The sequence below is a fragment of the Pseudoalteromonas sp. SR45-6 genome (genome assembly GCF_014163545.1).
Taxonomy (GTDB): Bacteria; Pseudomonadota; Gammaproteobacteria; order Enterobacterales; family Alteromonadaceae; genus Pseudoalteromonas; species Pseudoalteromonas rhizosphaerae.
Map to the genome: position 1 here is coordinate 1 of NZ_JACJDM010000027.1, position 21,308 is coordinate 21,308.

General features: G+C 41.3%; 19 protein-coding genes. 6 read left to right on the forward strand and 13 right to left on the reverse strand.

Going from position 1 to position 21,308, the window contains the following annotated elements; translation table 11 throughout:
• Positions 1–37: 37 nt before the first annotated feature.
• From lysS to xerD, 5 genes are all read right to left on the reverse strand, one after another.
• A complete protein-coding gene (lysS, locus tag H5158_RS12520; protein WP_145240841.1) occupies positions 38–1,573 on the reverse strand; it encodes a lysine--tRNA ligase in 1,536 nt (511 codons plus the stop codon).
• 26 nt (positions 1,574–1,599) lie between these two features.
• Positions 1,600–2,698 (reverse strand): peptide chain release factor 2 gene (gene prfB, locus H5158_RS12525; protein ID WP_145240838.1). Its coding sequence is split into 2 segments (ribosomal slippage): positions 1,600–2,622 and positions 2,624–2,698, totalling 1,098 coding nucleotides; the frame shifts between segments, so codons are not numbered across the junction.
• A gap of 154 nt (positions 2,699–2,852) precedes the next feature.
• Positions 2,853–4,574, reverse strand: a complete 1,722-nt coding sequence (gene recJ / locus H5158_RS12530) for a single-stranded-DNA-specific exonuclease RecJ (RefSeq protein WP_182740130.1) — start codon at positions 4,572–4,574, stop codon at positions 2,853–2,855.
• Between the two features lie 75 nt (positions 4,575–4,649).
• Complete coding sequence (dsbC, locus tag H5158_RS12535) at positions 4,650–5,378, reverse strand: bifunctional protein-disulfide isomerase/oxidoreductase DsbC (protein ID WP_145240834.1); 729 nt, start codon at positions 5,376–5,378, stop codon at positions 4,650–4,652.
• Between the two features lie 64 nt (positions 5,379–5,442).
• Positions 5,443–6,396, reverse strand: a complete 954-nt coding sequence (gene xerD / locus H5158_RS12540) for a site-specific tyrosine recombinase XerD (RefSeq protein WP_220491296.1) — start codon at positions 6,394–6,396, stop codon at positions 5,443–5,445.
• Positions 6,397–6,476: 80 nt separating this feature from the next.
• Between xerD and fldB the strand changes: the two genes are divergently transcribed.
• Positions 6,477–6,998 (forward strand): flavodoxin FldB, encoded by a 522-nt coding sequence (gene fldB / locus H5158_RS12545; protein ID WP_149981789.1) that lies wholly within the window; start codon positions 6,477–6,479, stop codon positions 6,996–6,998.
• A gap of 196 nt (positions 6,999–7,194) precedes the next feature.
• Here the strand turns inward: fldB and H5158_RS12550 are convergent, their stop codons facing one another.
• From H5158_RS12550 to betI, 5 genes are all read right to left on the reverse strand, one after another.
• Positions 7,195–7,902 carry a TorF family putative porin gene (locus H5158_RS12550; protein ID WP_145240814.1) on the reverse strand — a complete coding sequence of 236 codons (708 nt, stop codon included), beginning with the start codon at positions 7,900–7,902 and terminating at the stop codon, positions 7,195–7,197.
• Between the two features lie 32 nt (positions 7,903–7,934).
• Positions 7,935–9,152, reverse strand: a complete 1,218-nt coding sequence (locus tag H5158_RS12555) for a BCCT family transporter (RefSeq protein WP_149981751.1) — start codon at positions 9,150–9,152, stop codon at positions 7,935–7,937.
• 135 nt (positions 9,153–9,287) lie between these two features.
• The gene (gene betA / locus H5158_RS12560; protein ID WP_182740131.1) at positions 9,288–10,958 is read right to left on the reverse strand and encodes a choline dehydrogenase; all 1,671 of its coding nucleotides are present in this window, start codon (positions 10,956–10,958) and stop codon (positions 9,288–9,290) included.
• Positions 10,958–12,421 (reverse strand): betaine-aldehyde dehydrogenase, encoded by a 1,464-nt coding sequence (gene betB / locus H5158_RS12565; RefSeq protein WP_145240808.1) that lies wholly within the window; start codon positions 12,419–12,421, stop codon positions 10,958–10,960. Before betB ends, betA begins: the two co-directional genes overlap by 1 nt.
• Position 12,422: 1 nt before the next feature.
• On the reverse strand, positions 12,423–13,013 hold the full coding sequence (betI, locus tag H5158_RS12570) for a transcriptional regulator BetI (protein ID WP_145240806.1): 591 nt from the start codon (positions 13,011–13,013) through the stop codon (positions 12,423–12,425).
• Positions 13,014–13,312: 299 nt separating this feature from the next.
• On the opposite strand from betI, the gene H5158_RS12575 reads away from it, so the two are divergent.
• The 5 genes from H5158_RS12575 (at position 13,313) to H5158_RS12595 (ending at position 17,241) form a co-directional block, all read left to right on the forward strand.
• Positions 13,313–13,537, forward strand: coding sequence for a DUF4177 domain-containing protein (locus H5158_RS12575; RefSeq protein ID WP_145240804.1), 225 nt, complete (start codon positions 13,313–13,315; stop codon positions 13,535–13,537).
• A 4-nt stretch (positions 13,538–13,541) separates the two neighbouring features.
• A complete protein-coding gene (gene yidD, locus H5158_RS12580; protein WP_220491300.1) occupies positions 13,542–13,754 on the forward strand; it encodes a membrane protein insertion efficiency factor YidD in 213 nt (70 codons plus the stop codon).
• A gap of 14 nt (positions 13,755–13,768) precedes the next feature.
• Positions 13,769–14,137, forward strand: a complete 369-nt coding sequence (locus H5158_RS12585; RefSeq protein ID WP_182718001.1) for a TM2 domain-containing protein — start codon at positions 13,769–13,771, stop codon at positions 14,135–14,137.
• 53 nt (positions 14,138–14,190) lie between these two features.
• Entirely contained in the window at positions 14,191–16,344 is a 2,154-nt protein-coding gene (locus tag H5158_RS12590) for an exonuclease domain-containing protein (RefSeq protein ID WP_182740132.1), read from the forward strand.
• A gap of 117 nt (positions 16,345–16,461) precedes the next feature.
• On the forward strand, positions 16,462–17,241 hold the full coding sequence (locus H5158_RS12595; RefSeq protein WP_182717999.1) for a DUF2189 domain-containing protein: 780 nt from the start codon (positions 16,462–16,464) through the stop codon (positions 17,239–17,241).
• 71 nt (positions 17,242–17,312) lie between these two features.
• Here H5158_RS12595 and H5158_RS12600 read toward each other — a convergent pair whose 3' ends face one another.
• The 3 genes from H5158_RS12600 to H5158_RS12610 form a co-directional block, all read right to left on the reverse strand.
• Positions 17,313–17,849 carry a cytochrome b gene (locus tag H5158_RS12600; RefSeq protein ID WP_182740133.1) on the reverse strand — a complete coding sequence of 179 codons (537 nt, stop codon included), beginning with the start codon at positions 17,847–17,849 and terminating at the stop codon, positions 17,313–17,315.
• Positions 17,849–18,895 carry a catalase family peroxidase gene (locus H5158_RS12605; RefSeq protein ID WP_182717997.1) on the reverse strand — a complete coding sequence of 349 codons (1,047 nt, stop codon included), beginning with the start codon at positions 18,893–18,895 and terminating at the stop codon, positions 17,849–17,851. Before H5158_RS12605 ends, H5158_RS12600 begins: the two co-directional genes overlap by 1 nt.
• A gap of 375 nt (positions 18,896–19,270) precedes the next feature.
• Positions 19,271–21,289, reverse strand: coding sequence for a TonB-dependent siderophore receptor (locus H5158_RS12610; protein ID WP_182740134.1), 2,019 nt, complete (start codon positions 21,287–21,289; stop codon positions 19,271–19,273).
• Positions 21,290–21,308: the final 19 nt, after the last annotated feature.

Genomic DNA, 21,308 nt, shown 5'->3' on the forward strand with positions numbered 1-21,308 from the left:
AGCGGCGTTTATAATATCAACTTAATCTAACATAGCATTAGTCAGCTTGTGGGCGCATATGCGGGAACAAGATAACATCTTTAATTGTTGATGAGTCAGTAAATAGCATCACTAAACGGTCGATACCAATCCCCTCACCTGCCGTAGGCGGAAGGCCATACTCTAGCGCGCGAATGTAATCTTCGTCGTAGTGCATTGCTTCATCATCGCCGGCGTCTTTTTCTTCCACTTGGCGAGTAAAGCGCTCAGCTTGATCTTGTGCATCATTAAGCTCAGAGAAACCATTTGCAAGCTCACGGCCACCAACAAAGAATTCAAAACGGTCAGTAACAAATGGGTTTTCATCGTTACGACGAGCAAGTGGTGATACTTCCCACGGGTAACCGGTGATGAAAGTAGGTTGAATAAGCATGTGCTCTGCTGTTTCTTCAAATATTTCACATAAGAACTTACCTGGGCCCCACACACAATTTTCAGGAATTTTAACGTGCACTTGCTTTGCGTACGCTTTTAATTCGTCAAAGTGATTTTCTGGATCATTGAATACTGCAGCATTAAACTCAGGATTATATTTTAAAATCGCATCCGCCATACTTAAACGGGTAAACGGTTGGCCAAAGTCATACTCTACTGAGTCAACCACTTCGCCGTTCTCGTTTTTAGTCGTATTAACCACAATTGGGCTACCCAATACGTTAGTCGCAACAGTACGCAACATGTCTTCGGTGATGTTCATCAGGTCAATGTAATCAGCGTAGGCTTGGTAGAATTCGATCATAGTGAATTCTGGGTTGTGACGCGTTGATAACCCTTCGTTACGGAAGTTACGGTTAATTTCAAATACACGGTCAAAACCACCTACTACTAAACGTTTTAAGTAAAGCTCTGGTGCAATACGTAAGTACATATCGATATCAAGTGCATTGTGATGAGTCACGAATGGACGCGCAGATGCACCACCAGGGATAACCTGTAGCATTGGCGTTTCAACTTCCATAAAGTCACGATCTGCTAAGAAGCGACGAATACCTTCAACTACTTGTGAACGAATACGGAACGTTTCACGGGTTGCTTCATTAGTGATCAAATCAACATAACGTTGGCGGTATTTAGTTTCTTGATCAGATAAGCCATGGAATTTTTCAGGAAGTGGACGTAGTGACTTAGTCAGTAATTGATACTCTGTCATTTCTACGTATAAATCGCCTTTACCTGATTTATTAAGCGCGCCTTTAACACCAATGATATCGCCAGTGTCTAATTGACCGTATTTTTCTTTCAGATCTTTTTGGACATCTTTTGATGCATACGCTTGCACACGACCTTTCATGTCTTGAATTACAAAGAATGGTCCGCGTTTAGCTAGGATACGACCCGCGATAGACACAACGTGGTTAAGCTCTACTAATTCTTCTTTACTCTTATCACCAAACTCGGCCTGTAAGTCTGCCGTGTAATGCTCACGACGGAATTGATTTGGATGACCGTTAGCAGGGCAATTGGCGCGAATAGCGTCTAATTTGCCACGACGCTCAGCGATTAACTTATTTTCGTCTTGGATTTGATCAGTCATTTTTTAGCTCTTTTTTAGCTTGGTGGTTATAGGCCAGATTTTAAGCTGGCTTCAATAAATTTATCTAAATTGCCGTCAAGTACCGATTGGGTATTACGGTTTTCAACGCCGGTACGTAAATCTTTAATGCGCGCATCATCAAGTACGTATGAACGTATTTGACTGCCCCAGCCGATGTCAGATTTGGCATCTTCTTGGGTTTGCTTTTCAGCATTTTGCTGCTGTAGCTCAAGCTCAAATAACTTCGCTTTTAACTGCTTCATCGCTTGTGCTTTATTTTTATGTTGAGAGCGTTCGTTCTGACACTGCACTACCGTATTTGTCGGTACGTGGGTAATACGTACCGCAGATTCTGTGGTATTTACGTGCTGACCACCCGCGCCTGATGCACGGTATACGTCGATACGTAAATCAGCCGGATTAATATCAATCTCAATATTATCGTCAACTTCTGGATAAACAAATGCAGAAGCAAACGAGGTATGACGACGGCCACTTGAATCAAATGGGCTTTTACGTACTAAACGATGAACCCCAGTTTCTGTACGTAACCAGCCATACGCGTATTCACCAACAAAGCGCACGGTTGCGCCTTTAATACCGGCAACATCACCGTCAGTGGCCTCTACCAGTTCAACTTTAAAGCCTTTGGCTTCACCCCAGCGTAAATACATGCGTAATAACATGTTACACCAGTCTTGAGCTTCTGTACCGCCTGAGCCTGATTGTAAATCAAGGTAAGCATCATTTGCGTCATGTGCGCCAGAGAACATGCGACGAAATTCTAAACCTTCAAGCTGTTCGTTTAAGTCTGTCAGTTCGCTTTGTGCTTCATTGAAGGTCTCTTCATCTTCTGCTTCAACTGCAAGTTCAAGCAACCCTTCAACATCGTCAGTACCAGTTACTAGATTATCGATAGTTTCAACAACCGCTTCTAATGCTGACTTTTCACGACCTAGTGCTTGTGCTCGCTCGGGCTCATTCCATACGGCTGAATCTTCAAGTTCGGCGTTAACTTCTTCTAAACGTTCTTGTTTAAGAGCGTAGTCAAAGGTACCCCCGAAGCAGTTCAGTACGTTCGCGAATTTCCTTGATTTGATTAATCACAGGATTCACTTCAAACATGTACATTACTCCAAAATGGCTGGTTTACGCGGCTAATCGCCAGGTAAAATTATGCTAATAATTATTTAAATTTTGCTTTAAATAATAAAACGCCCGATTTTAACAAAAAACCGTGCGTTTTATTAGTACTTTATGCATCGATAATAGATATTTTTTAAGCTACTTTTTGCAGCTCACGGACAATTAACTGTAATGAAAATTTACCTCTAAACTCATTGATATCGAGCTGATAGGCCAATTTCACCAAGCGCGCTTCAGTATCAGGCCACTCGCGCACATCAATACCGAAGGCAATAGCATCAACCAAACGCCCTGAACGGTGTTTTAATACCAGCTTTAAGTGCTTTTCACCAACAATGCGCTGCTGTACGAGTTCAAAAGTGTGTTCAAACACGGGTTCTGGAAATTGCTGCCCCCATGGCCCTGCTTGTTTGAGTACATTTGCAAACTCCATGCTAAAGCAGTCATCAGCAAGCTCGCCATCGGTTAAGATAATACAGCGTTTATGCTCTTCACTTAACTGCCCACTTACCGCCTGCTCAAACTCACGTTTAAACTCACTAAAGTGCTGCTCATTAATGCTCAGACCGGCCGCCATAGCATGACCACCAAATTTACTGATCAAATGTGGATGCAAGGTATTTAAGCGCTCAAGCAAGTCACGCATGTGCAAGCCTTCAATCGAGCGGCAAGAGCCCTTTATTTCACCGTTGTCGCCACCAGCAAAAATTACTGTTGGGCGGTGGTATTTCTCTTTTAAACGTCCCGCTAAAATACCGATCACACCTTGATGCCAGTCTTCTTGATATAAACAGATAGCATCCGGTGTTTGCTCATCGCTAAAAGCGAGCTTATCTAGCACGGCTTGTGCTTCAAGTTGCATGCCCTGCTCTATCTCTCGACGCTCATGGTTTAAACTATCCAGCTCAGCGGCTATGCGTCGCGCTTGATTGATATCAGTAGCTAGTAAGCAAGCTATGCCTAAACTCATATCATCTAAACGTCCTGCGGCATTTAAGCGTGGTGCAAGCGAAAAACCAAAATCACTGGCGCTTAAACGCGCTGCGTTACGATTAGCGACCTCAATCAGCGCTGTAATACCTGGGCGTGTTTTGCCGCTACGAATTCGCGCTAGACCTTGGTGAACTAAGGTGCGATTATTGGCATCCAGTGCCACCACATCAGCAACCGTACCTAGCGCTACAATATCAAGCAGATCGGCTAAGTTAGGCGGTGGTTGCTGCGCAAAATGACCAACATCACGCAATGCACTTCTAAGCGCAATCAATAAATAAAATGCAACCCCGACTCCTGCGATTGATTTTGATGGAAACTCACAATCATGGCGATTAGGGTTAACGATAGCGTCAGCATTGGGTAGTTGTTCGCCTTGCAAGTGGTGATCGGTAACCAGCACTTTAATGCCCGCGGCTTTTACAATTGCGATGCCAGCAATACAGGAAATACCATTATCAACAGTGATCACTAGATCTGGTGCCATAGTGACTATTTGCTCGGCCAACGCGGGACTTAAACCATAGCCTAAGCTGAATCTGTCTGGCACTAAATAGTCTAAATGAACAAAACCAAACATCGCTAAGCCTTGCATTAAGGTAGCGGTGCTGGTTGCGCCATCGGCATCAAAATCACCCACGATCAGCACTTTACTTTGCGCTCGCAGAGCATGTTGAAGTAAAGCGGTGGCTTTATCTATGTCTTTAAATAATTTGAAGTCATGCAAAGTGGCTGCGCTATTATTTAGCTCATCGGCATGATTAACTTGGCGGCTAGCATAAATTTGTTTAATAACAGGGTGCAAATGACTTGGCAGGTGTGAATCATCATGATGATCACGAGCAACAATTAATTTTTTCATGCAGGCGCGGTACTTTTAGATTAAGGAATAAAGACAAAAAAAGGCCTTAACGGCCTTTTTATAAAAAGCATAATACTATGACGATTTATTAGCGTCTAACGCAGCAGCTAATGCGGCCGCAGGCTGATAACCTGGGATCATCGTACCATCTTCTAAAATAATTGCTGGTGTACCGCTAATGCCAAAACTTTGGCCAAGCTGATAATGTTCTGCAACTGGGGCATGACAACCGGCCATTACTTTTGTATCAGCGCCCGATTTTGCTGCTGTCATTGCTTCTTGTTGATCTTTAGCACACCAAACATTCATTAGATCTGCATAGCCTGAGCCTTGTAAACCACCACGTGGAAACGCTAAATACTTAACGGTAATACCCGCTTCAAGTAAATCATCAAGCTCGCGGTGTAACTTACGGCAATAACCACAGCTAATATCAGTAAACACAGTTATGCTATGTTTCTCATTTTTAGCTTTGTAAACAATCATTGAGTCTTCGTATTGCGCTAGGCCTTCTTTACGAACGCCATTAAGCGCTTGCTCGGTTAGATTGTTACGGTTATTTAAATCAATCAAGGTGCCTTGCATTAAGTATTGACCATCTGCGCTTGCATACAGCACGCCTTTATCAGTGATCAACTCTTTTAAACCGGCCACTGGGCTTGGGCTAATTTGCTTAACAGTAACACCTAGCTCTGCAAACTTAGTCACGATTGGATCGTTGGCATCAGGAATGGCTGCAACGCCATTGGCAAACGCACTTATACTGGTGCCTAATATCGCACCGGCTAATACTAACTTTTTCATAATGTTCTCTTATATCCTGATAATTCTTAACTACTCAGACCGCCGAAGTACGAAAAAATTCTCACTAAGCGCGCGGATGATGTTGTTGATGTACCAATTTTAACCGTTCATTAGCTACATGGGTATAAATTTGTGTGGTTGATAAATCACTATGCCCTAACATCATCTGTACAACCCTTAGGTCAGCACCATGATTTAGTAAGTGTGTTGCGAACGCATGGCGCAACGTATGGGGCGATAAAGGCGATTCAACTGCTGCCAAAATAGCATAGTGTTTAATACGATGCCAAAAAGTTTGTCGAGTCATACCGACTCCACGCTTTGACGGAAACACAAAATCGGTGGCATGTTTGATCATTTGCGCGCGCCCCACTTTTAAAAATTGCTCGAGCCAATACATAGCCTCTTCGCCAAGCGGCACCAAACGCTCTTTATTACCTTTACCTTTAACAAACACCACCGCTTGGCGCAAATTAATTTGTTCAATACGCAACCCAACTAACTCGCTAACCCGTAAACCCGTTGCATATAATAGCTCTAACATAGCTTTGTCGCGCAAGCCCATCGGCTCTTCAACATTAGGCGCCGCCAAAAGTGCTTCTACTTCATTTTCTGACAACGTTTTCGGCAATGATAGGCCCGCTTTAGGCTGAGCAATATTTACCATTGGCGAATCAGTAATGTGTTTTTCACGCACAAAGTATTGGTAAAAGCGCTTTAACGCGCTAATACTGCGCGCCGTACTGCGAGGCTTTAAACCTAAATCAACACGATGCGCTAAATAGCTTTCAATATCTTGGCCACTCACGGTGAGCAAATCTTGACCTTTTAAAAAGTGGCAAAATTTATCCAAGTCGCTGCGATACGCAGATAAAGTGTTATCGCTTACGTGTTGTTCTAAATAGAGGTTATCTAAAAAAGATTCAAGATAATCGCTATTACCGAGTAGTTCGTCGTGATCTGTAATGGCTGAGTCTAATGACTCATGATCAGGTAACGTGGTCACAGTTATTCTCATAGTTATCAAGGTATCAATTAATAATACCTTACGGTAAACTTCAGCCTATCATATCAGGCAAATACACAGTGATAAATACGATGCAAATTGGTTTATTTTATGGTTCTACCACATGCTATACAGAAATAGCAGCAGAAAAAATTCGCGATATTATCGGTCAAGACATTGTCAGCCTGCATAACATCAAAGATGAACCATTAAAAAATGCAGAAAATTACGACTTTATCATCTTTGGTATCTCCACATGGGATTTTGGCGAGTTACAAGAAGATTGGGAGTCGATTTGGGACGACATTAAAGATGTTGATCTCAATGGCAAAACCATCGCTTTATTTGGCATGGGCGATCAACAAGGTTATGGTCAATGGTTTCAAGATGCACTTGGTATGTTACATGATGAAATAAGTAGCCAACAATATACTTTATTAGGATTGTGGCCGAACGACAGCACGTATGAGTTTGAAGCCTCTAAGGCACTCACCGAAGATGGCAAACACTTCGTTGGTTTAGCCCTTGATGAAGACAGCCAATACGAACACAGTGATGAGCGTATCGCTAACTGGGTTGAACAGATCATGACTGAGTACAGCGAGACATTATAAATCTCGCTGCGTAACACTGATAAGCGCAACAACGAATAGCTAAATTTACGGTTTAACAATGGCCTTATATGTTTCACCGATTAATCAATACATAGTTTATTTTCTATGTAACAAATGATAACGAATCATCTATGACTTATAGATATAATGCGCGGCTTTATGCCGCGCATGTAAAAAGTATTGCCTAGCACTGTAATTATAGTGAGAATGTACGGCCTATAGACAATACAATACGCTCATCTGCAGTATCAATATCTAGGCTGGTGTTCTCGCCCGCTACCTCAATGTCAAAACCCGCTAAACTTGTTTGATAAGCAAGACGATAGTGGTTATACGATTTACCATCGGTATCCCATGCAAACTTATCGCCATCGAGTGAATTTGAAATATCAAAGCTGGCACGCAGTGCGTGATTAGGTGCAAGTTCAATGGTGTGTGCAACCATAGAAATCACATGACCTGCGCCGGTACCAAAATAATCCCAGCTATACCAAAAGTTAAGCTCTGTTTGCCCTAACTCACTTGCGTAACCAAATTTAGTGTAAGCTTCAAAGTAGTTACCATCGCTTGAGTTGCTTTGCCCATGGTAACTGTAATACGCAAGGCCGTAATCAATACTGAGCGCTTCATTTAACTGCGCATAGCGACCGAAGTAAGCATCCCATTCAATATTTGTGTCGTCACCAAAGTCAACGTTTGACGCCCACGTGCCAGCATACATGCCTGACTCGCCAAATGAATAATCAAGGCTACCTTGTAACGCTGGGTCGTTTTGCGTTTGGCTCACACCATTAAAGGTATAATCTGATGCACCGGTTACGGTTGCTGACCAATCAGCCAATACTGAGGTTGAAAAAAGTGCAAACGGTAATGCGACTGCTAATAATGTTTTTTGTGTTGTCATGTTAATTCCTTCGCTACTGTATAAGCTAATATCTAGCTAGCTGATTCAATTTTTGTGTAGTCAATTTTGTTGTCTTTCGGCGAACTATCAATGTTACTCACAGTTTTAACTTTGCTATAGGCAATATAGGCTGCACACGCAAAGAACAAACCAATCACTAACACCCCGACCCACTGGATTTGTAGAAAGTTCTGCTTAAATAATAGGGTTAATAATGAAAGAGCGACAACATTTAGCGCAATATATTTAAATTTACCTAAACGTTTAACCGTCATACCCATATTGTCGGTGTATAAACGGATCAGTGAATCAAGCGAGTTGATCACAAACACTACGCCAACAAATACCATTGCAATATTTTTGATCCCTTGTGTAGCAATACCTGCTTCGTGATACTGATAAAGCACGCCAAACCAAATTGCGATTGGGATTGAAGGGAAAATTAACATTGCCCCCAATACTTGATAGGTTTTTAATCCACCGACAAAACGCGATGTGAATTGACCAATCATAATACTCCACGCAAACCACCAAAATAAATAAAACTCATGGTAATCATTGAGTGGCAGTACAAACTGATTAATATTGCCAAAGTAACTACCAATTAACGTTAAATTATTTGTAAAATCTGACACTTGGCCATTTTCGCCCATAAATGCGCCAAACCACATAAAACCAATTAGCGCTATAAATAACCAGGTAGTTGAAATACTTAGAAAACGTACATATTTAATATCGGTGCTTGAATACACCGCAAAGCAAATAGCTGCGAATACAATTAAATAAAATGACGGAATAATCGACTCACCATCACCTAGACTAGGTAAATACCAAGGTAGGTTAGAGAGCAATAAGAAAGCGGTGAAGGCACAAGTACCAATAATAACTACATTATTGATTAATTTAACCCAAGGAATTTCGAAAAATTTCACTTTAGGTTCTATTACACAGAAATAAAAGCACGTAAGGAAATAGAATCCCCAGATCAGAAAGCCCCAATAACCAAACTCGATAGCTAGTGGATTGGCAAACGCGTACTCTGGGCTTGCTTTTATGTCTGCATAACCTGCAAACTCAGTGAGTGGAAACATGATCAAGCCAACATCTAAGCCTGATGTGAATAAGATGGCGATAAAGGTAAATGTTCTTACCGGTGTGACGCCAACACACTTTACATTGCCCCATTTTACTAAAATTGCAACAATTGCTAGTAGGGTGAAAATAATGCCTGCGCTAAGCCATAAGGTCATAATTCCCTCCCCAAAATAAATGAAAATACATCATTATGTCTCCGTGTTTTTAGTCTCGCATTAACGCACCACAAACAACTTATGATGCGCGCCACTGCAAGCCCCACAGCACAAAGTATGCTGCAGGTGACTTTATTAGATCTCCGAACTACGCTGCACAGTTTGCCATTGAGATTCAACAGCAACCTTTGCTTGCGATTTACTAAGTGGTGGCTTACCTAAAATTAGATCAGCCGCTTTTTCTGCCACCATAATGGTTGGCGCATTTAAATTTCCGTTAGGAACTGTTGGGAAGATTGATGAATCCACCACATGCAGTCCCTCAATGCCATGTACTTGAGTGTTTGAGTTTACTACTGCCAGTTCATCTTCACCCATTTTACATGAACATGAAGGATGGTAAGCACTCTCAACTGCCTGACGTACAAAAGCATCTATTTGTTCATCTGTTTGAATCTCTTTACCTGGTTGGATTTCGCCATCGCGGTAATCATCAAATGCACTTTGCTCAATGATTTCACGTGTTAAACGCACACAGGCTCTAAACCCTTCAATATCATCTTGATGCTGTAAATAGTTAAATTGGATCTTAGGTGCAACCGTTGGATCAGCCGATTTAATCGTTACTGCACCGCGGCTTTTAGGCTTGTTATGCCCTACATGGACTTGAAAACCATGGCCATCAAAAGCACTTTTACCGTCATAACGAATTGCCGCAGGTAAAAAGTGATATTGAATATCAGGCCACTCAACCCCCGGTTTTGAGCGAATAAATGCACAAGATTCAAAATGATTAGTCGCCCCAAGGCCACTGCGGTTTAATAACCAACGCGCGCCAATAAGGCCCTTTGAAATAAGGCCAAGCTTGCCGTTTAAGGTAATTGGCTGCTTACACTTATACTGGAAATAAAACTCCAAGTGATCTTGCAGGTTTTGCCCAACTCCGGGTAAATGGTGCTTAACCTCGATACCAACTGCTTTAAGTATTTCGCTGTCGCCAATACCCGAAAGTTGCAATAAATGCGGTGAACCAATCGGACCGGCACTTAAAATAACGTCTTTACTGGCCTTTGCTTTAACAATATCGCCATTAACTTTGTACTGCACACCAACGGCTTTTTTGCCTTCAAGCAACACCTTTTCAGCCAACGCACCAGTAACAATAACTAAGTTTTTACGTAACTTCACTGGGTCTAAATATTCACGACTTGCAGAGCTGCGCACACCGTCTTTAACGGTCATGTGCATTGGACCAAAACCCTCTTGCTGCGCTGCGTTATAATCGTCAGTGGCTGCATATCCGGCTTGCTGGCCCGCTTTGATAAAGGCTTTATAAAGCGGGTTCGCCATTTCATTACCGTTGTTCACACCCAAAGGGCCACGATCACCACGATAGTCGTTTTTACCTAAATAGAATGATTCTGCTTTTTGAAAATACGGTAAACAGGATTGATAATCCCACCCTTGTGCACCATGTTGTTGCCATTCATCAAAGTCTTTAGCATGGCCACGTACATACACCATGCCATTAATAGATGATGAGCCACCTAACACTTTGCCACGCGGGCAGTGCATTTGACGATCATCTAGATACGGTTCAGCTTCACTATGAAACTGCCACGCGTATTTATCTGAATTCATCGGAATTGATAGCGCGGTAGGCATTTTAATAAAAATGCTTTTATCGCTGCCGCCAGTCTCTAATAATAAAACGCGGTTGCTGCTATCTTCGGATAAACGATTAGCCAGTACACAGCCTGCCGACCCTGCACCCACTATGATGTAATCATACGTTAGTGCAGTCATTAAAATGGGCTCTCTATATTAGTCATACCGACATAAATCGATTTAGTTTGGGTGTAATGATCAAGTGTTTCAATACCATTTTCACGACCGATACCTGACTGCTTATAACCGCCCACAGGCATTTCTGCTGGCGAATTGCCGTAGCTGTTGATCCAACAAATGCCTGCTTGCAGCTGATGAATAACACGGTGTGCGCGCTTAATATCTTTGGTAAACACGCCTGCAGCAAGGCCTAAGTGAGTATCGTTAGCACGGTGAATTACATCATCTTCGTCATCAAACGTTAATACGCTCATTACGGGACCAAAGATTTCTTCTTTGACGATCGTCATATCATCAGTGCAATCAATAAATACCGTTGGTGCAACAAAGTAACCGTTTGGTGCAGAGGCTGGGCTAAGCGTTTTACCACCCGTTAATAACGTTGCACCTTCGCTGATGCCTTTATCGATATAGCTCATCACTAATTGTTGATGCTTTTTGGAAATTAATGCGCCAAAGTTAACGTTAGGATCGAGTGGATCGCCCGCTATAATATTTTCTTCAGTGCGTGTTTTAAGCTCATCAATAAATTGCTGATAAACATTTTTGTGAACATAAATACGGGTGCAGTTAGTGCAAATTTCACCTTGCGTATAAAAATTACCTAACATTGCAGCACTTACTGCCTGTGAAATATCGGCATCATCAAATACTAGCAGTGGTGATTTACCACCAAGTTCCATGGTGACATCTTTTAATGAACCCGCAGCACTAGCAACTACTTTTTTACCTGTGCCTACTTCGCCGGTAAACGATACTTTCTCAATATCAGCTGATTGTGTTAACCACTGGCCAACTTCTGCTGCACCTTGCACCACGTTGAACACGCCTGCAGGTACACCCGCTTCGATGAATATTTCGGCAAGCTTAATTGCGCCAAGTGGCGTTTCTTCAGAAGGTTTAAAAATAAATGCATTTCCGGCAGCCAAAGCTGGGCCTGATTTCCAACAAGCGATTTGCAGCGGGTAGTTCCACGCACCGATTCCGGCACAAATCCCTAATGGCTCTTTACGGGTATAATAAAAATCTTCGCCAACCATTTGCTGCTGGCCAACTTGGGCAGGTGCTAGCCCTGCAAAATACTCGATTACATCAGCGCCAGTTTGCACATCAACACACTCGGCTTCTTGCCATGGTTTACCGGTATCTAGCACTTCTATTTTTGCAAGTAAATCATTACGCTCGCGCAATAATGCAACCGCTTTTAGTAAGATACGACTACGTTCAATCGGACTCATAGTTGACCATGCAGCAAATCCTTGTTTAGCACTTTGAATAGCCGCATTTTGAATAAACGCATCTGCCACTTCTACATAATAAATTACGTCATCTGTTGCTGGGTTTTTAACTGCAAATGTTTCGCCACTTTGATTTTTTAAAAAGTGACCATTGATAAAGTTTTGATAAACAGGTGTTGTCACATTAAGCTCCATACTGTTTGATAAGTGAACATACAAAGTTTTTTGCTAGCTGTTCACAATGTGCAAATTGATCTTGATCAGACTTACTTAGTACCGCTCTTAACCATAAGCCATCGATCATTGCCGCACATAATTGCGCTGCAAGTTTGGCTTCATCATCACCCATCAATTGTTTAAATGAGCTGACTAAATTACTAAGAAGTCGTCGGCTATTTACGTTCTGTAAGCGATGCAACTGAACATCGTGCATCGATTGCGCCCAAAAGCTTAACCAAGTTTTAGTGGTATCGCTGCGCTGTTGTAATCTGGCAAAGTTAGCTTCTATTATCAGCATTAACCTTTGCTCAGGGGTCGTTGTTGGCGTTACTTGTTTGATCAGCTCGTGTTTTAGATTGGTTAATAAATAACGCACAGTGGCTTCTATCAAGCCCTGCTTACCACCAAAATAATGACTAATAATGCCCGACGATAATCCTGCTTTTTTACTGATACTATTAATGGTTGTTGCTTGTAAGCCAAATTCAGCAACCGAACTAATAGTAGCGTCAATTAGCTGCTGACGACGGACAGGTTCCATTCCAACTTTAGGCATATTTTTATTAATTGAACGTTCAATAAAAATAAAGATTAAAGTAATGGAACTGATAATTCAAGGTTGACAAACTGTGAATAGGCTAAAATGAAGAGAGCTAAGTGACCCTAAGTAACTGTACTAGCGTTGATAAATCGGCTTAGAAAAAAGTTGCGAAAAAAATTGAAAAACAGCTGTTTTTTAAGTAAATGATACAAAAATCAGCTATATTAGGTTGAAAATCATATCTGGTTAGTCTCAGGTGTCACTTTTAAAATCACAGAATTATCTATCAAAAAAAACAAACTATAGGAAACTCGATGTCTAATTTTAATGAATATAAAGTATTGCATGTTGTTGAAGGTGGCTGTGGCACATTGCTGCTAGGTTCGAGCGGGTTACCACTTAAAAGGCTAGAAGCAACACTTAATGATGAAGCACAAAATGGCTGGCAACTGGTATTTCAGGTTATCGAAAGCAAACGTTTTTTGCTATTTTGGTCACGCGAAGCTGTGATCTTAACGTTAGGCAGAAACCGTGCTTAAAGCAATGACGCTTAGTGCAATTCGCCGCTATCAAAAAAATGGCGGCGCTAAGGCACATTTTAATATTAGTTGTAATTTCAGTCCTTCCTGCTCAGAGTTTACTCATCAAGCAATTACTAAATATGGGCTAGTGAAAGGTCTGTTTATTGGCGTAAAAAGAATACGGCGTTGCAATAACCCCGACTGTGTAACCGTAAAATCCGATCCACTTCCTTAAGGCTTATTAATGCCATGACATCAGAACAACTAAATGCTCAAGAAGAGCAGCTTCGTTCAGAAGTAAATGCATTGTCCCCTGAACAGCGTAAACTATTTTACCAGCAAGAAAAGCGTCTCGTTAAAGACCCTGATACTTATGCGGTACTGAATTGGTTTTTTGCCGCAGGTTTACACCACTTTTACTTAGGTAGATTTCAACGTGGTGCGGTGAATTTAACGCTGATGCTAATTGGCATACTCACTATTTATAGCTTTGGCGTATTTTTAATCATCGTCGTTTTGTTAATTGAATTACCACAGCTTTTTAAGAGTCAACGCATCGTCCATCAATATAACAATCAAGTTATGGCTGATATTCTAAAACAACTAACCGACTCTTGATTACTTAAAGCAAATGCTAGATACTGTTTTTTTATACAGTTACGGTGTGTGTTATGAAAAAAGAATTACCCGAAAAATATTATTTAGCCCACTTTAAAGAGCTAATAACATTTATCGACACTCAATGCAGACACTTATTAGAGCAAAAACACGTCGATTTCATTAATAAAGCAAACCGACTTACTGAGCAAGGCCAGTGCATGCTGGCACGCATTTATTCTCGTAAACCTTTACTCGTAGCAATCACCACACTTAATTATAATGAAATAGACAGCCCTGCACTGGCACTCGAAGAGCTAAAAACAGCACAGCTCATTAGTCATCCAAATTACACTGACTATCAACACGTACTCGCACATCTAACTAAACCCGCATTGCTAGCACTACTTGCGCCTTTCGATATCCAACCTAGTATTAAAAAAAGCGTTACTAAAGCGCAATTAGTAGCACAGACTTGCGATTTTTTTGCTACTAAGCCGGAACATTTAACCTGCCTTTATAACCAGTTTGTTATTAATAACCGCTTTGCTGTGTATGAATACTTTGAATTTCTATACATAGGCCGCTTAAGCACTGGTGATATTAACCATCAAAATAGCTTTGTACTGCGTGATTTGGGCCTAAGAACCACACGAGAAAACCATACAGTAAGTTTAGCTCGCTTTGATACACGTGAAGAGGCGCAATCTAACTACGCGCTAAATCGTTATCGCATGGCATTTAAAAGCGCGCAAAGTGATGACGAATATCAAGCTTTAGCTATTGAGCTTATTAATCAACCGGCCGAAGGTACATTAGCAGTCAACCTTAAAAACAAGCTCCTTTTACGACTTCACCAACAACTAAAAAAATATAATATTGAGCTGTGTTTTACACTTTTAAATGCCTGTGAAAATAGCGCTGAAGCAACTGAATTACAAATACGCGAGCAATACCGCCAAGGTAATAAAGAGTGGGTAAAAATCCAGCTTGAAACCATCATCGAAGATCCGCTCACTGATGATTTACTGTATTTTGCTGATGACTTTTTAATGCGTAAATTTAACAAGCAAACTCGCTCTCGCTTAAGTGCAATGCTCGCCGATACGCAATGTGTTATTGAAATTGATGAAGTTTATCGAAACGATGTAGAGCAAGGTGTTACAGAACACTACACTCAACAAGGGTTAACTGTTTTTTATACCGAAAATACGCTTTGGCAGAGCCTTTTTGGTTTAGTTTTTTGGCGCGAGCTTTATATAGATACTCCCACCCCACCTTGCAATGAGTTTGATATGTTTCCACAATCATTGAGAACCGACTGCTTTTATCATACCCAACACCAACAAATTGAAGCACTACTAGCAAACTGGCAAACACCGGATGATTTACTAAAACACGTTTGTAAAAGTGCCGCCCGTTATTTTGAGCAAGCTAATGGGCTGTTTCGCTGGCATAGCGAGCTATTACGACCATTAGAAGTGCTGATTTTAAATAGCTCATTAGCAGCGCTAAAAAGTCACTTAAAGAATATGACCATGCGCTTTATGCAGCTTAAAGATGGTTACCCTGATTTGATGGTGCTAAATGCTCATAAACTCCATTTTGAAGAAGTAAAAGCCCCAGGTGATAAATTAAGACGTAATCAGTTAACAACGATTGATTGCCTAAAAAGTACTGGATTCAATGTACACATTGCGGCCGTAAAATGGGTTAATGATCCCAATCGTATTTACAGCGTGGTCGATATTGAAACCACCGGTAGTTTAAAGGGCGGCAATCGGATCACCGAAATTGGCATAGTCAAAATGCAACACGGCAAAGTAATTGATACTTGGTCAACACTTATCAACCCGCAAATGCGCATTCCTAAGTTTATAGTGTCTTTAACAGGTATTAATGACGCAATGGTAGCAACTGCACCACGCTTTACTGAAATAGCTGAGACTTTACTTAATAAACTAAAAGGCACTATTTTTGTGGCTCACAATGTAAACTTTGATTACGGCTTTATTCGTAAAGAATGTGAAATGGCGGGTATCCACTTTAAAATGCCAAAATTATGTACTGTGGTTGAATCTCGCAAAGCGTTTGCTGGTTTAAAATCATACTCTTTAGGTAACCTCAGTGCGCATTTTGACTTAAACCTAATAAGCCATCACCGAGCACTCGCTGATGCCAGCGCAACCGCAGAATTACTTTTACTCATTCAACAAAGTCAAAATTGATATCCCATTAAATAGGATACTCCCCCCACTTATGAGGCATAAAAAGCTTAATTGAAAATTTGTAAATAGCGGCCAAATGTTCTAAACCTTAAGAATATCCTTTAGAGGAAGCTCCTTATGCCGTCAACAAACACAATAGATAAACACTCCGAATTTGCGCGCTGTTTAGAGTGCAATAAGGTCAGCACTTTTGCAGCATTTCATTGGCTGGCACTGGCCTTTAAAGATATGGCCAGCGCCCCTATTTTAAGCTTGATTTATGGGATTGTTTTCACTCTGATCCCGCTGGCAATTGTCTATTTCGCGGTGTTCACTGACAGCTACTTAGTTGTTTTACCAGCCAGTGTCGCATTTGCTCTGATCGGCCCAGTATTTGCGGTCGGTCTCTATGATGTTGCTTGGGAGCTAGAAAAAGGCCACACACCAACACTTAGCCATTCTCTAAAATCAATGTTCAGAAATCCGGTCGGTGAATGGGGATTTGCAATTTTACTGATGGTAATAATGATTATATGGATGCGACTGGCAGCGATAGTTCATGCACTTTACCCCAGTCATGCTAATCCTACATTTGAAGAACTCTCCGCTTTTTTAACTTTAGGTACCATTATCGGCGGAATTTTGCTGGTTACTGTATTTGCTATTTCAGCATTTACTCCACAAATTATGATGGAAAGACGGGTCGATATAATGACCGCGGTTATGTCTTCAATGAATGCCGTTAAAACCAACTTTTCAGCGATGATTGTTTGGTCTGCATGTATTTTTATACTCGTAGCCCTTGGTTTTGTCACTGGTGCTACTGGTTTTATAGTGATTATGCCACTACTTAGCTATGCCAGCTGGCACGGCTATATTGCCGTAATTAAAACCAAAAAAGCCCGCAGCTATGAATAAACTAAAATGCATAAAGGCCAGTAAAACTGGCCTTTTTCTTGGAATGAATACCTAAGTGAGCTTTATTACAGCTACTTTTTGCCTGTCAGCATTGCGCTCATAACGCCATCACGTTTGATTAAACCATGATAAAGCGCGGCACTGATGTGCATAAAAATCATTGCTAAAAACAACCAAGCTACAATGCCATGCATTTCTCGGAAAAATGCAAAGTATTTAATATCAGCGTCAAGCAAATTAGGTAACTGAAATAACCCAAAAAACTGCACCACACGCCCGTCCGCATTTTGCATTAACCAGCCAGATAGCGGCATCAGTATCATCGCGCAATAAAGCCCAAAGTGAGTGATATGAGCTGCAAACCGCTGCAACCTAGGTAACTCAGTGGGTAAAGTAGGCGTGCAACTGCGCACTTTATTTATTAATCTCAGCACAACTAAAATGAGCGCTAAAATACCAGTATATTTATGTAAGGTAACAGCCTCAACCTGCCAAACGGCCAAGCTTTGTACCATTGATAACCCTAAAAATAGCATCGATATTAACATCAGCGCCATCACCCAGTGTAATAACCGACTGCCTGCTGAGTAACCCTTATTTGCTGACATTATTCACCTCCGTTTGTTGCGCTAACTTTAGCACCTAACAATGTTTCTTTTGCACGACGACGATAGGACTGCGCATACGCGGCACCACGCGCACGTAAAATCGGATCGGCTGTCGCACTCATACCCTGCGGTAACACCAACGGATCAAAGTTTGCGTCGCCACAGGCTGCGTTTTCTTGGTTGTGCCAAGAAACGATTGATAATGTGCCAGCATTTATCGTCTGTCTATCTGAGGGCCACGGTATGGTTGGATTATTTTCATCATCATTAGACGCCGCTAAGGTAAAAATTAAATCAAATTTAACAGCGTTTTGATCTAAACGTGATGCCAACTCTTGTTGAAGTGCGTTGGCCGATGACGTATCGAGCAGCGCAGCATTATTTGTCGCTTTGTGCGGACGCGCAACCCAACGCACAGCTTGTTTATCACCTAGCTCATTATGTAAATAAAACGCATTGATACTATGATAACGTTCAGCGGCAAAACTATTGGCAGGCACATAGTCAGCTTTCCAATCATTAAATGCTTTACTTTCTGGATGTGCTTTAAAGAACGCTGTTATTTTTTCTGGGTCTCGTTGTTTTGTTATAGGATCCGGTGATAATGCCTGCAATTGCTGAAAAAATGCCTCAGGTGTAGCAACTGCCATTACAGGAGGCGTATTCATAGCAACACGCCATTCATCGACTGTGCCACTGTTTACTGCAAATGCTAGACTGCGCACCGGTGCTTTTAAATCTGGCGCGGTTGGATTATTACCTGCAATTGAGAAACGCCCATAAAATGGCGTACTGCCCTTTTTAAACACCTCTGCGACCGAGTAAGAAGATAGTGCCCCTGTTGATTCAAAATTACCCGTTATACACATACCCTTAGCATGCGCACGACGAAAACCGGCATGTGGTGTGTCACCTTGCTGCAAATCAACAAATTTTTGTGCTGTTACTGCATCACGATTAAATGCGCCTGCAAAATAAAGTGTCGCCGTTGCAAAAACAGCCATCGACCCTAGTAATAAGCTACCTCGATAAAGTATCGCTGGCATACCCAACCTACTGCGTTTAACTTTAGTCATCCTACTCACGACCTCTTGAAATGATTATTATTATTAGTGCCCACATGCAAAGACCGACGAAAGAGGAAAACTATTTCAACAAATTAAAAAACTTCGCTCTAAAGTTAACTATTACCTCTGTTAGGATTTATTTTTAGACCTAAAGTTGTGCATATTTAGGAGAGATATTGCAATATTCTATATTGGATGAAGTCAATATTTATATCTATTCGCAGGACAAGTGTTGCCCAGGACCATACAAGCAAGTTAGCCTTCAACATGGCTATCAGCAAACATTGAATTTAAAAAGCACCTTGATAACCCGCTTTGCATTAACTGTTTTAAATAACCTAGCAGGTCATCCTATTAAAATGACAATGCCACACTCATTTCATAACTTTGTGGCTCTTTCCTTACGTCATAGTAGCTATCTGGCGCATAGGTAGGGTTATAATGCTGTTTATCAAACATATTTTTTACACCAATAGTCCATTGCCACGCACTTTGCTTACTAGGGCGATAACTCAAGTGAGCATCCAAAGTCCAGTAGCTACCTTTATTATCTCGTTGTGCAATTTCTGGCACTTTTACACTGGTATGATAGCTTAGGCTTTGGTTACGCCGACTAAGGTAATTAATTCCCGCATAAAATGAAAATTGCTCATCCTCCATAAACAGCAGCCAATTTAATGTATCTTTTGCCAATGACGCTTGCTCTGAATTAACTCGGGTATAATTAAATGAAGTACTAATGCGGTTAAAGTGAGACCAATCTGCATAATATTGATTATTCCACTCAACTTCATATCCAGGAACGTGTAATTGCTCACTGCTATTTTCGTAAGGCTTACCATTTACAGACTGAATAAACTCACTCAAGTAACTGCTAAACCCGCGCAGAGTAATATTATTATTAGCTGAAAAATGATAAACCCACTCACCTTCAAATGTCTCTATTTGTTCAGGATTTAGATTTGGATTTCCTGATATATTATTGTCACTGCGCACTTCATATTGCTGTAAAAAAGTAGGCGCTCGAAAAGCCGTTCCCCATATCAATTTACCAGACCACTGTTCATTACCTTGATAAGTCACAGCAATCCGCGGAGAAGTTTCTGAGCTGAACTCAGGGTAGTCATCAACCCGCACACCAACCGTCAATCCTAAGCGTTGCTCAAAAAATAGTGATTCTTGTTGAAAGTAAATAGCTCGGTTATGGCTTGATGGTGTTAAGTCACCATCTCGAATCACCCTTGATTCATACTCATTAACTTCTACCGCGTTTTGTTTTTTTATCGTCTCATGATATTCACCAACTTGACGTTGTTGAAAGGTCAGCCCCAAAATAGCATGGTGATTTGGATTAAACGCGTAACTCCACTGACTGCGCACACCATTTGATGTGGAATCCAAGTCTGAGTCAGAATAAAAATCAATATTGCCCTGCAGATCGGTAATCGTGCGCTCAAAGTAGCGCTTCACCTTGTAGGTATACAATTGATTTTCTATCGATAATTTATCAAAGCTAAGTTTATTTTGAATGTGCGCACTGAGTGTTTGATAGCGTTGAGATTTATATTGATTTGACGAATAATGAGGATACTCTGTCGTGTAATCATCATAATTTATAGCAAATTGCCACTGTTCATTGCGTAAAGACACTCCCAGACTTTTAGCATCAACATTATTATCATGCGTTGATGCAAAACCGTTGCGGTCATATTGTTGAGGATAGCCTTTGCTATCTAAGAGTCGCCCTGACAAAACAAATGTTCCGCCCGCAAACTCTTTCCCCGTATTGATAGTAGCTGATTGACGGTCGTAACTGCCACCCCCTGCTGAGATGCGAGTTCGTTCAGGCGCTTTTGCTTTCGTAAAAATAGAAATCAAACCTGAATATGCATCACCACCATATAATGCAGATCCTGGTCCGCGGATAACTTCTATTCGCTCAATATTATTTATTTGTATCTGTTCATCAGGAGACCAGCCTCCAATTAAACCTTCCCGCTGAGGTACGCCATCAATAGTTAACATTACTTTGCTGTTTCGACCTGATGGAATGCCTCGGATCCACACCATGTCTCGGCCATTTCGCCGCGATAGTATTTGTACGCCAGGCAACATTTTCAATATATCTGATAGCGTTCGCGCGCCCATACTTGCAATTTGAGTGGCGTTAACTGAGCTAATAATATTCGGCGCTTGGCTTATCTTTTTTACGGTTTGTGAAGGGCTCACAACTTCAATGTTAAGTAAGCTCTCAAGCGGGATCTCAAATAGGTTAGTATCTTGCTCATTACTATATGAAAAACTTGGCAAAGCTGCCAAGCACATAACTAATGAATTAAGCGGCAAATAACGAGTCAAACGTTTAGGCTTCATATCATACTTAATAAAACTA

What these genes read in the sequence shown, in the direction of transcription:
- yidD (WP_220491300.1), top strand. Translation starts at nt 13,542, where the DNA reads ATGACGCTTAGTGCAATTCGCCGCTATCAAAAAAATGGCGGCGCTAAG.
- betA (WP_182740131.1), bottom strand. Translation starts at nt 10,958, where the DNA reads ATGACTGCACTAACGTATGATTACATCATAGTGGGTGCAGGGTCGGCA.
- H5158_RS12590 (WP_182740132.1), top strand. Translation starts at nt 14,191, where the DNA reads ATGAAAAAAGAATTACCCGAAAAATATTATTTAGCCCACTTTAAAGAG.
- H5158_RS12585 (WP_182718001.1), top strand. Translation starts at nt 13,769, where the DNA reads ATGACATCAGAACAACTAAATGCTCAAGAAGAGCAGCTTCGTTCAGAA.
- xerD (WP_220491296.1), bottom strand. Translation starts at nt 6,396, where the DNA reads ATGAGAATAACTGTGACCACGTTACCTGATCATGAGTCATTAGACTCA.
- recJ (WP_182740130.1), bottom strand. Translation starts at nt 4,574, where the DNA reads ATGAAAAAATTAATTGTTGCTCGTGATCATCATGATGATTCACACCTG.
- H5158_RS12595 (WP_182717999.1), top strand. Translation starts at nt 16,462, where the DNA reads ATGCCGTCAACAAACACAATAGATAAACACTCCGAATTTGCGCGCTGT.
- H5158_RS12610 (WP_182740134.1), bottom strand. Translation starts at nt 21,289, where the DNA reads ATGAAGCCTAAACGTTTGACTCGTTATTTGCCGCTTAATTCATTAGTT.
- H5158_RS12555 (WP_149981751.1), bottom strand. Translation starts at nt 9,152, where the DNA reads ATGACCTTATGGCTTAGCGCAGGCATTATTTTCACCCTACTAGCAATT.
- H5158_RS12605 (WP_182717997.1), bottom strand. Translation starts at nt 18,895, where the DNA reads ATGCCAGCGATACTTTATCGAGGTAGCTTATTACTAGGGTCGATGGCT.
- H5158_RS12550 (WP_145240814.1), bottom strand. Translation starts at nt 7,902, where the DNA reads ATGACAACACAAAAAACATTATTAGCAGTCGCATTACCGTTTGCACTT.
- H5158_RS12600 (WP_182740133.1), bottom strand. Translation starts at nt 17,849, where the DNA reads ATGTCAGCAAATAAGGGTTACTCAGCAGGCAGTCGGTTATTACACTGG.
- fldB (WP_149981789.1), top strand. Translation starts at nt 6,477, where the DNA reads ATGCAAATTGGTTTATTTTATGGTTCTACCACATGCTATACAGAAATA.
- lysS (WP_145240841.1), bottom strand. Translation starts at nt 1,573, where the DNA reads ATGACTGATCAAATCCAAGACGAAAATAAGTTAATCGCTGAGCGTCGT.
- betI (WP_145240806.1), bottom strand. Translation starts at nt 13,013, where the DNA reads ATGCCTAAAGTTGGAATGGAACCTGTCCGTCGTCAGCAGCTAATTGAC.
- H5158_RS12575 (WP_145240804.1), top strand. Translation starts at nt 13,313, where the DNA reads ATGTCTAATTTTAATGAATATAAAGTATTGCATGTTGTTGAAGGTGGC.
- dsbC (WP_145240834.1), bottom strand. Translation starts at nt 5,378, where the DNA reads ATGAAAAAGTTAGTATTAGCCGGTGCGATATTAGGCACCAGTATAAGT.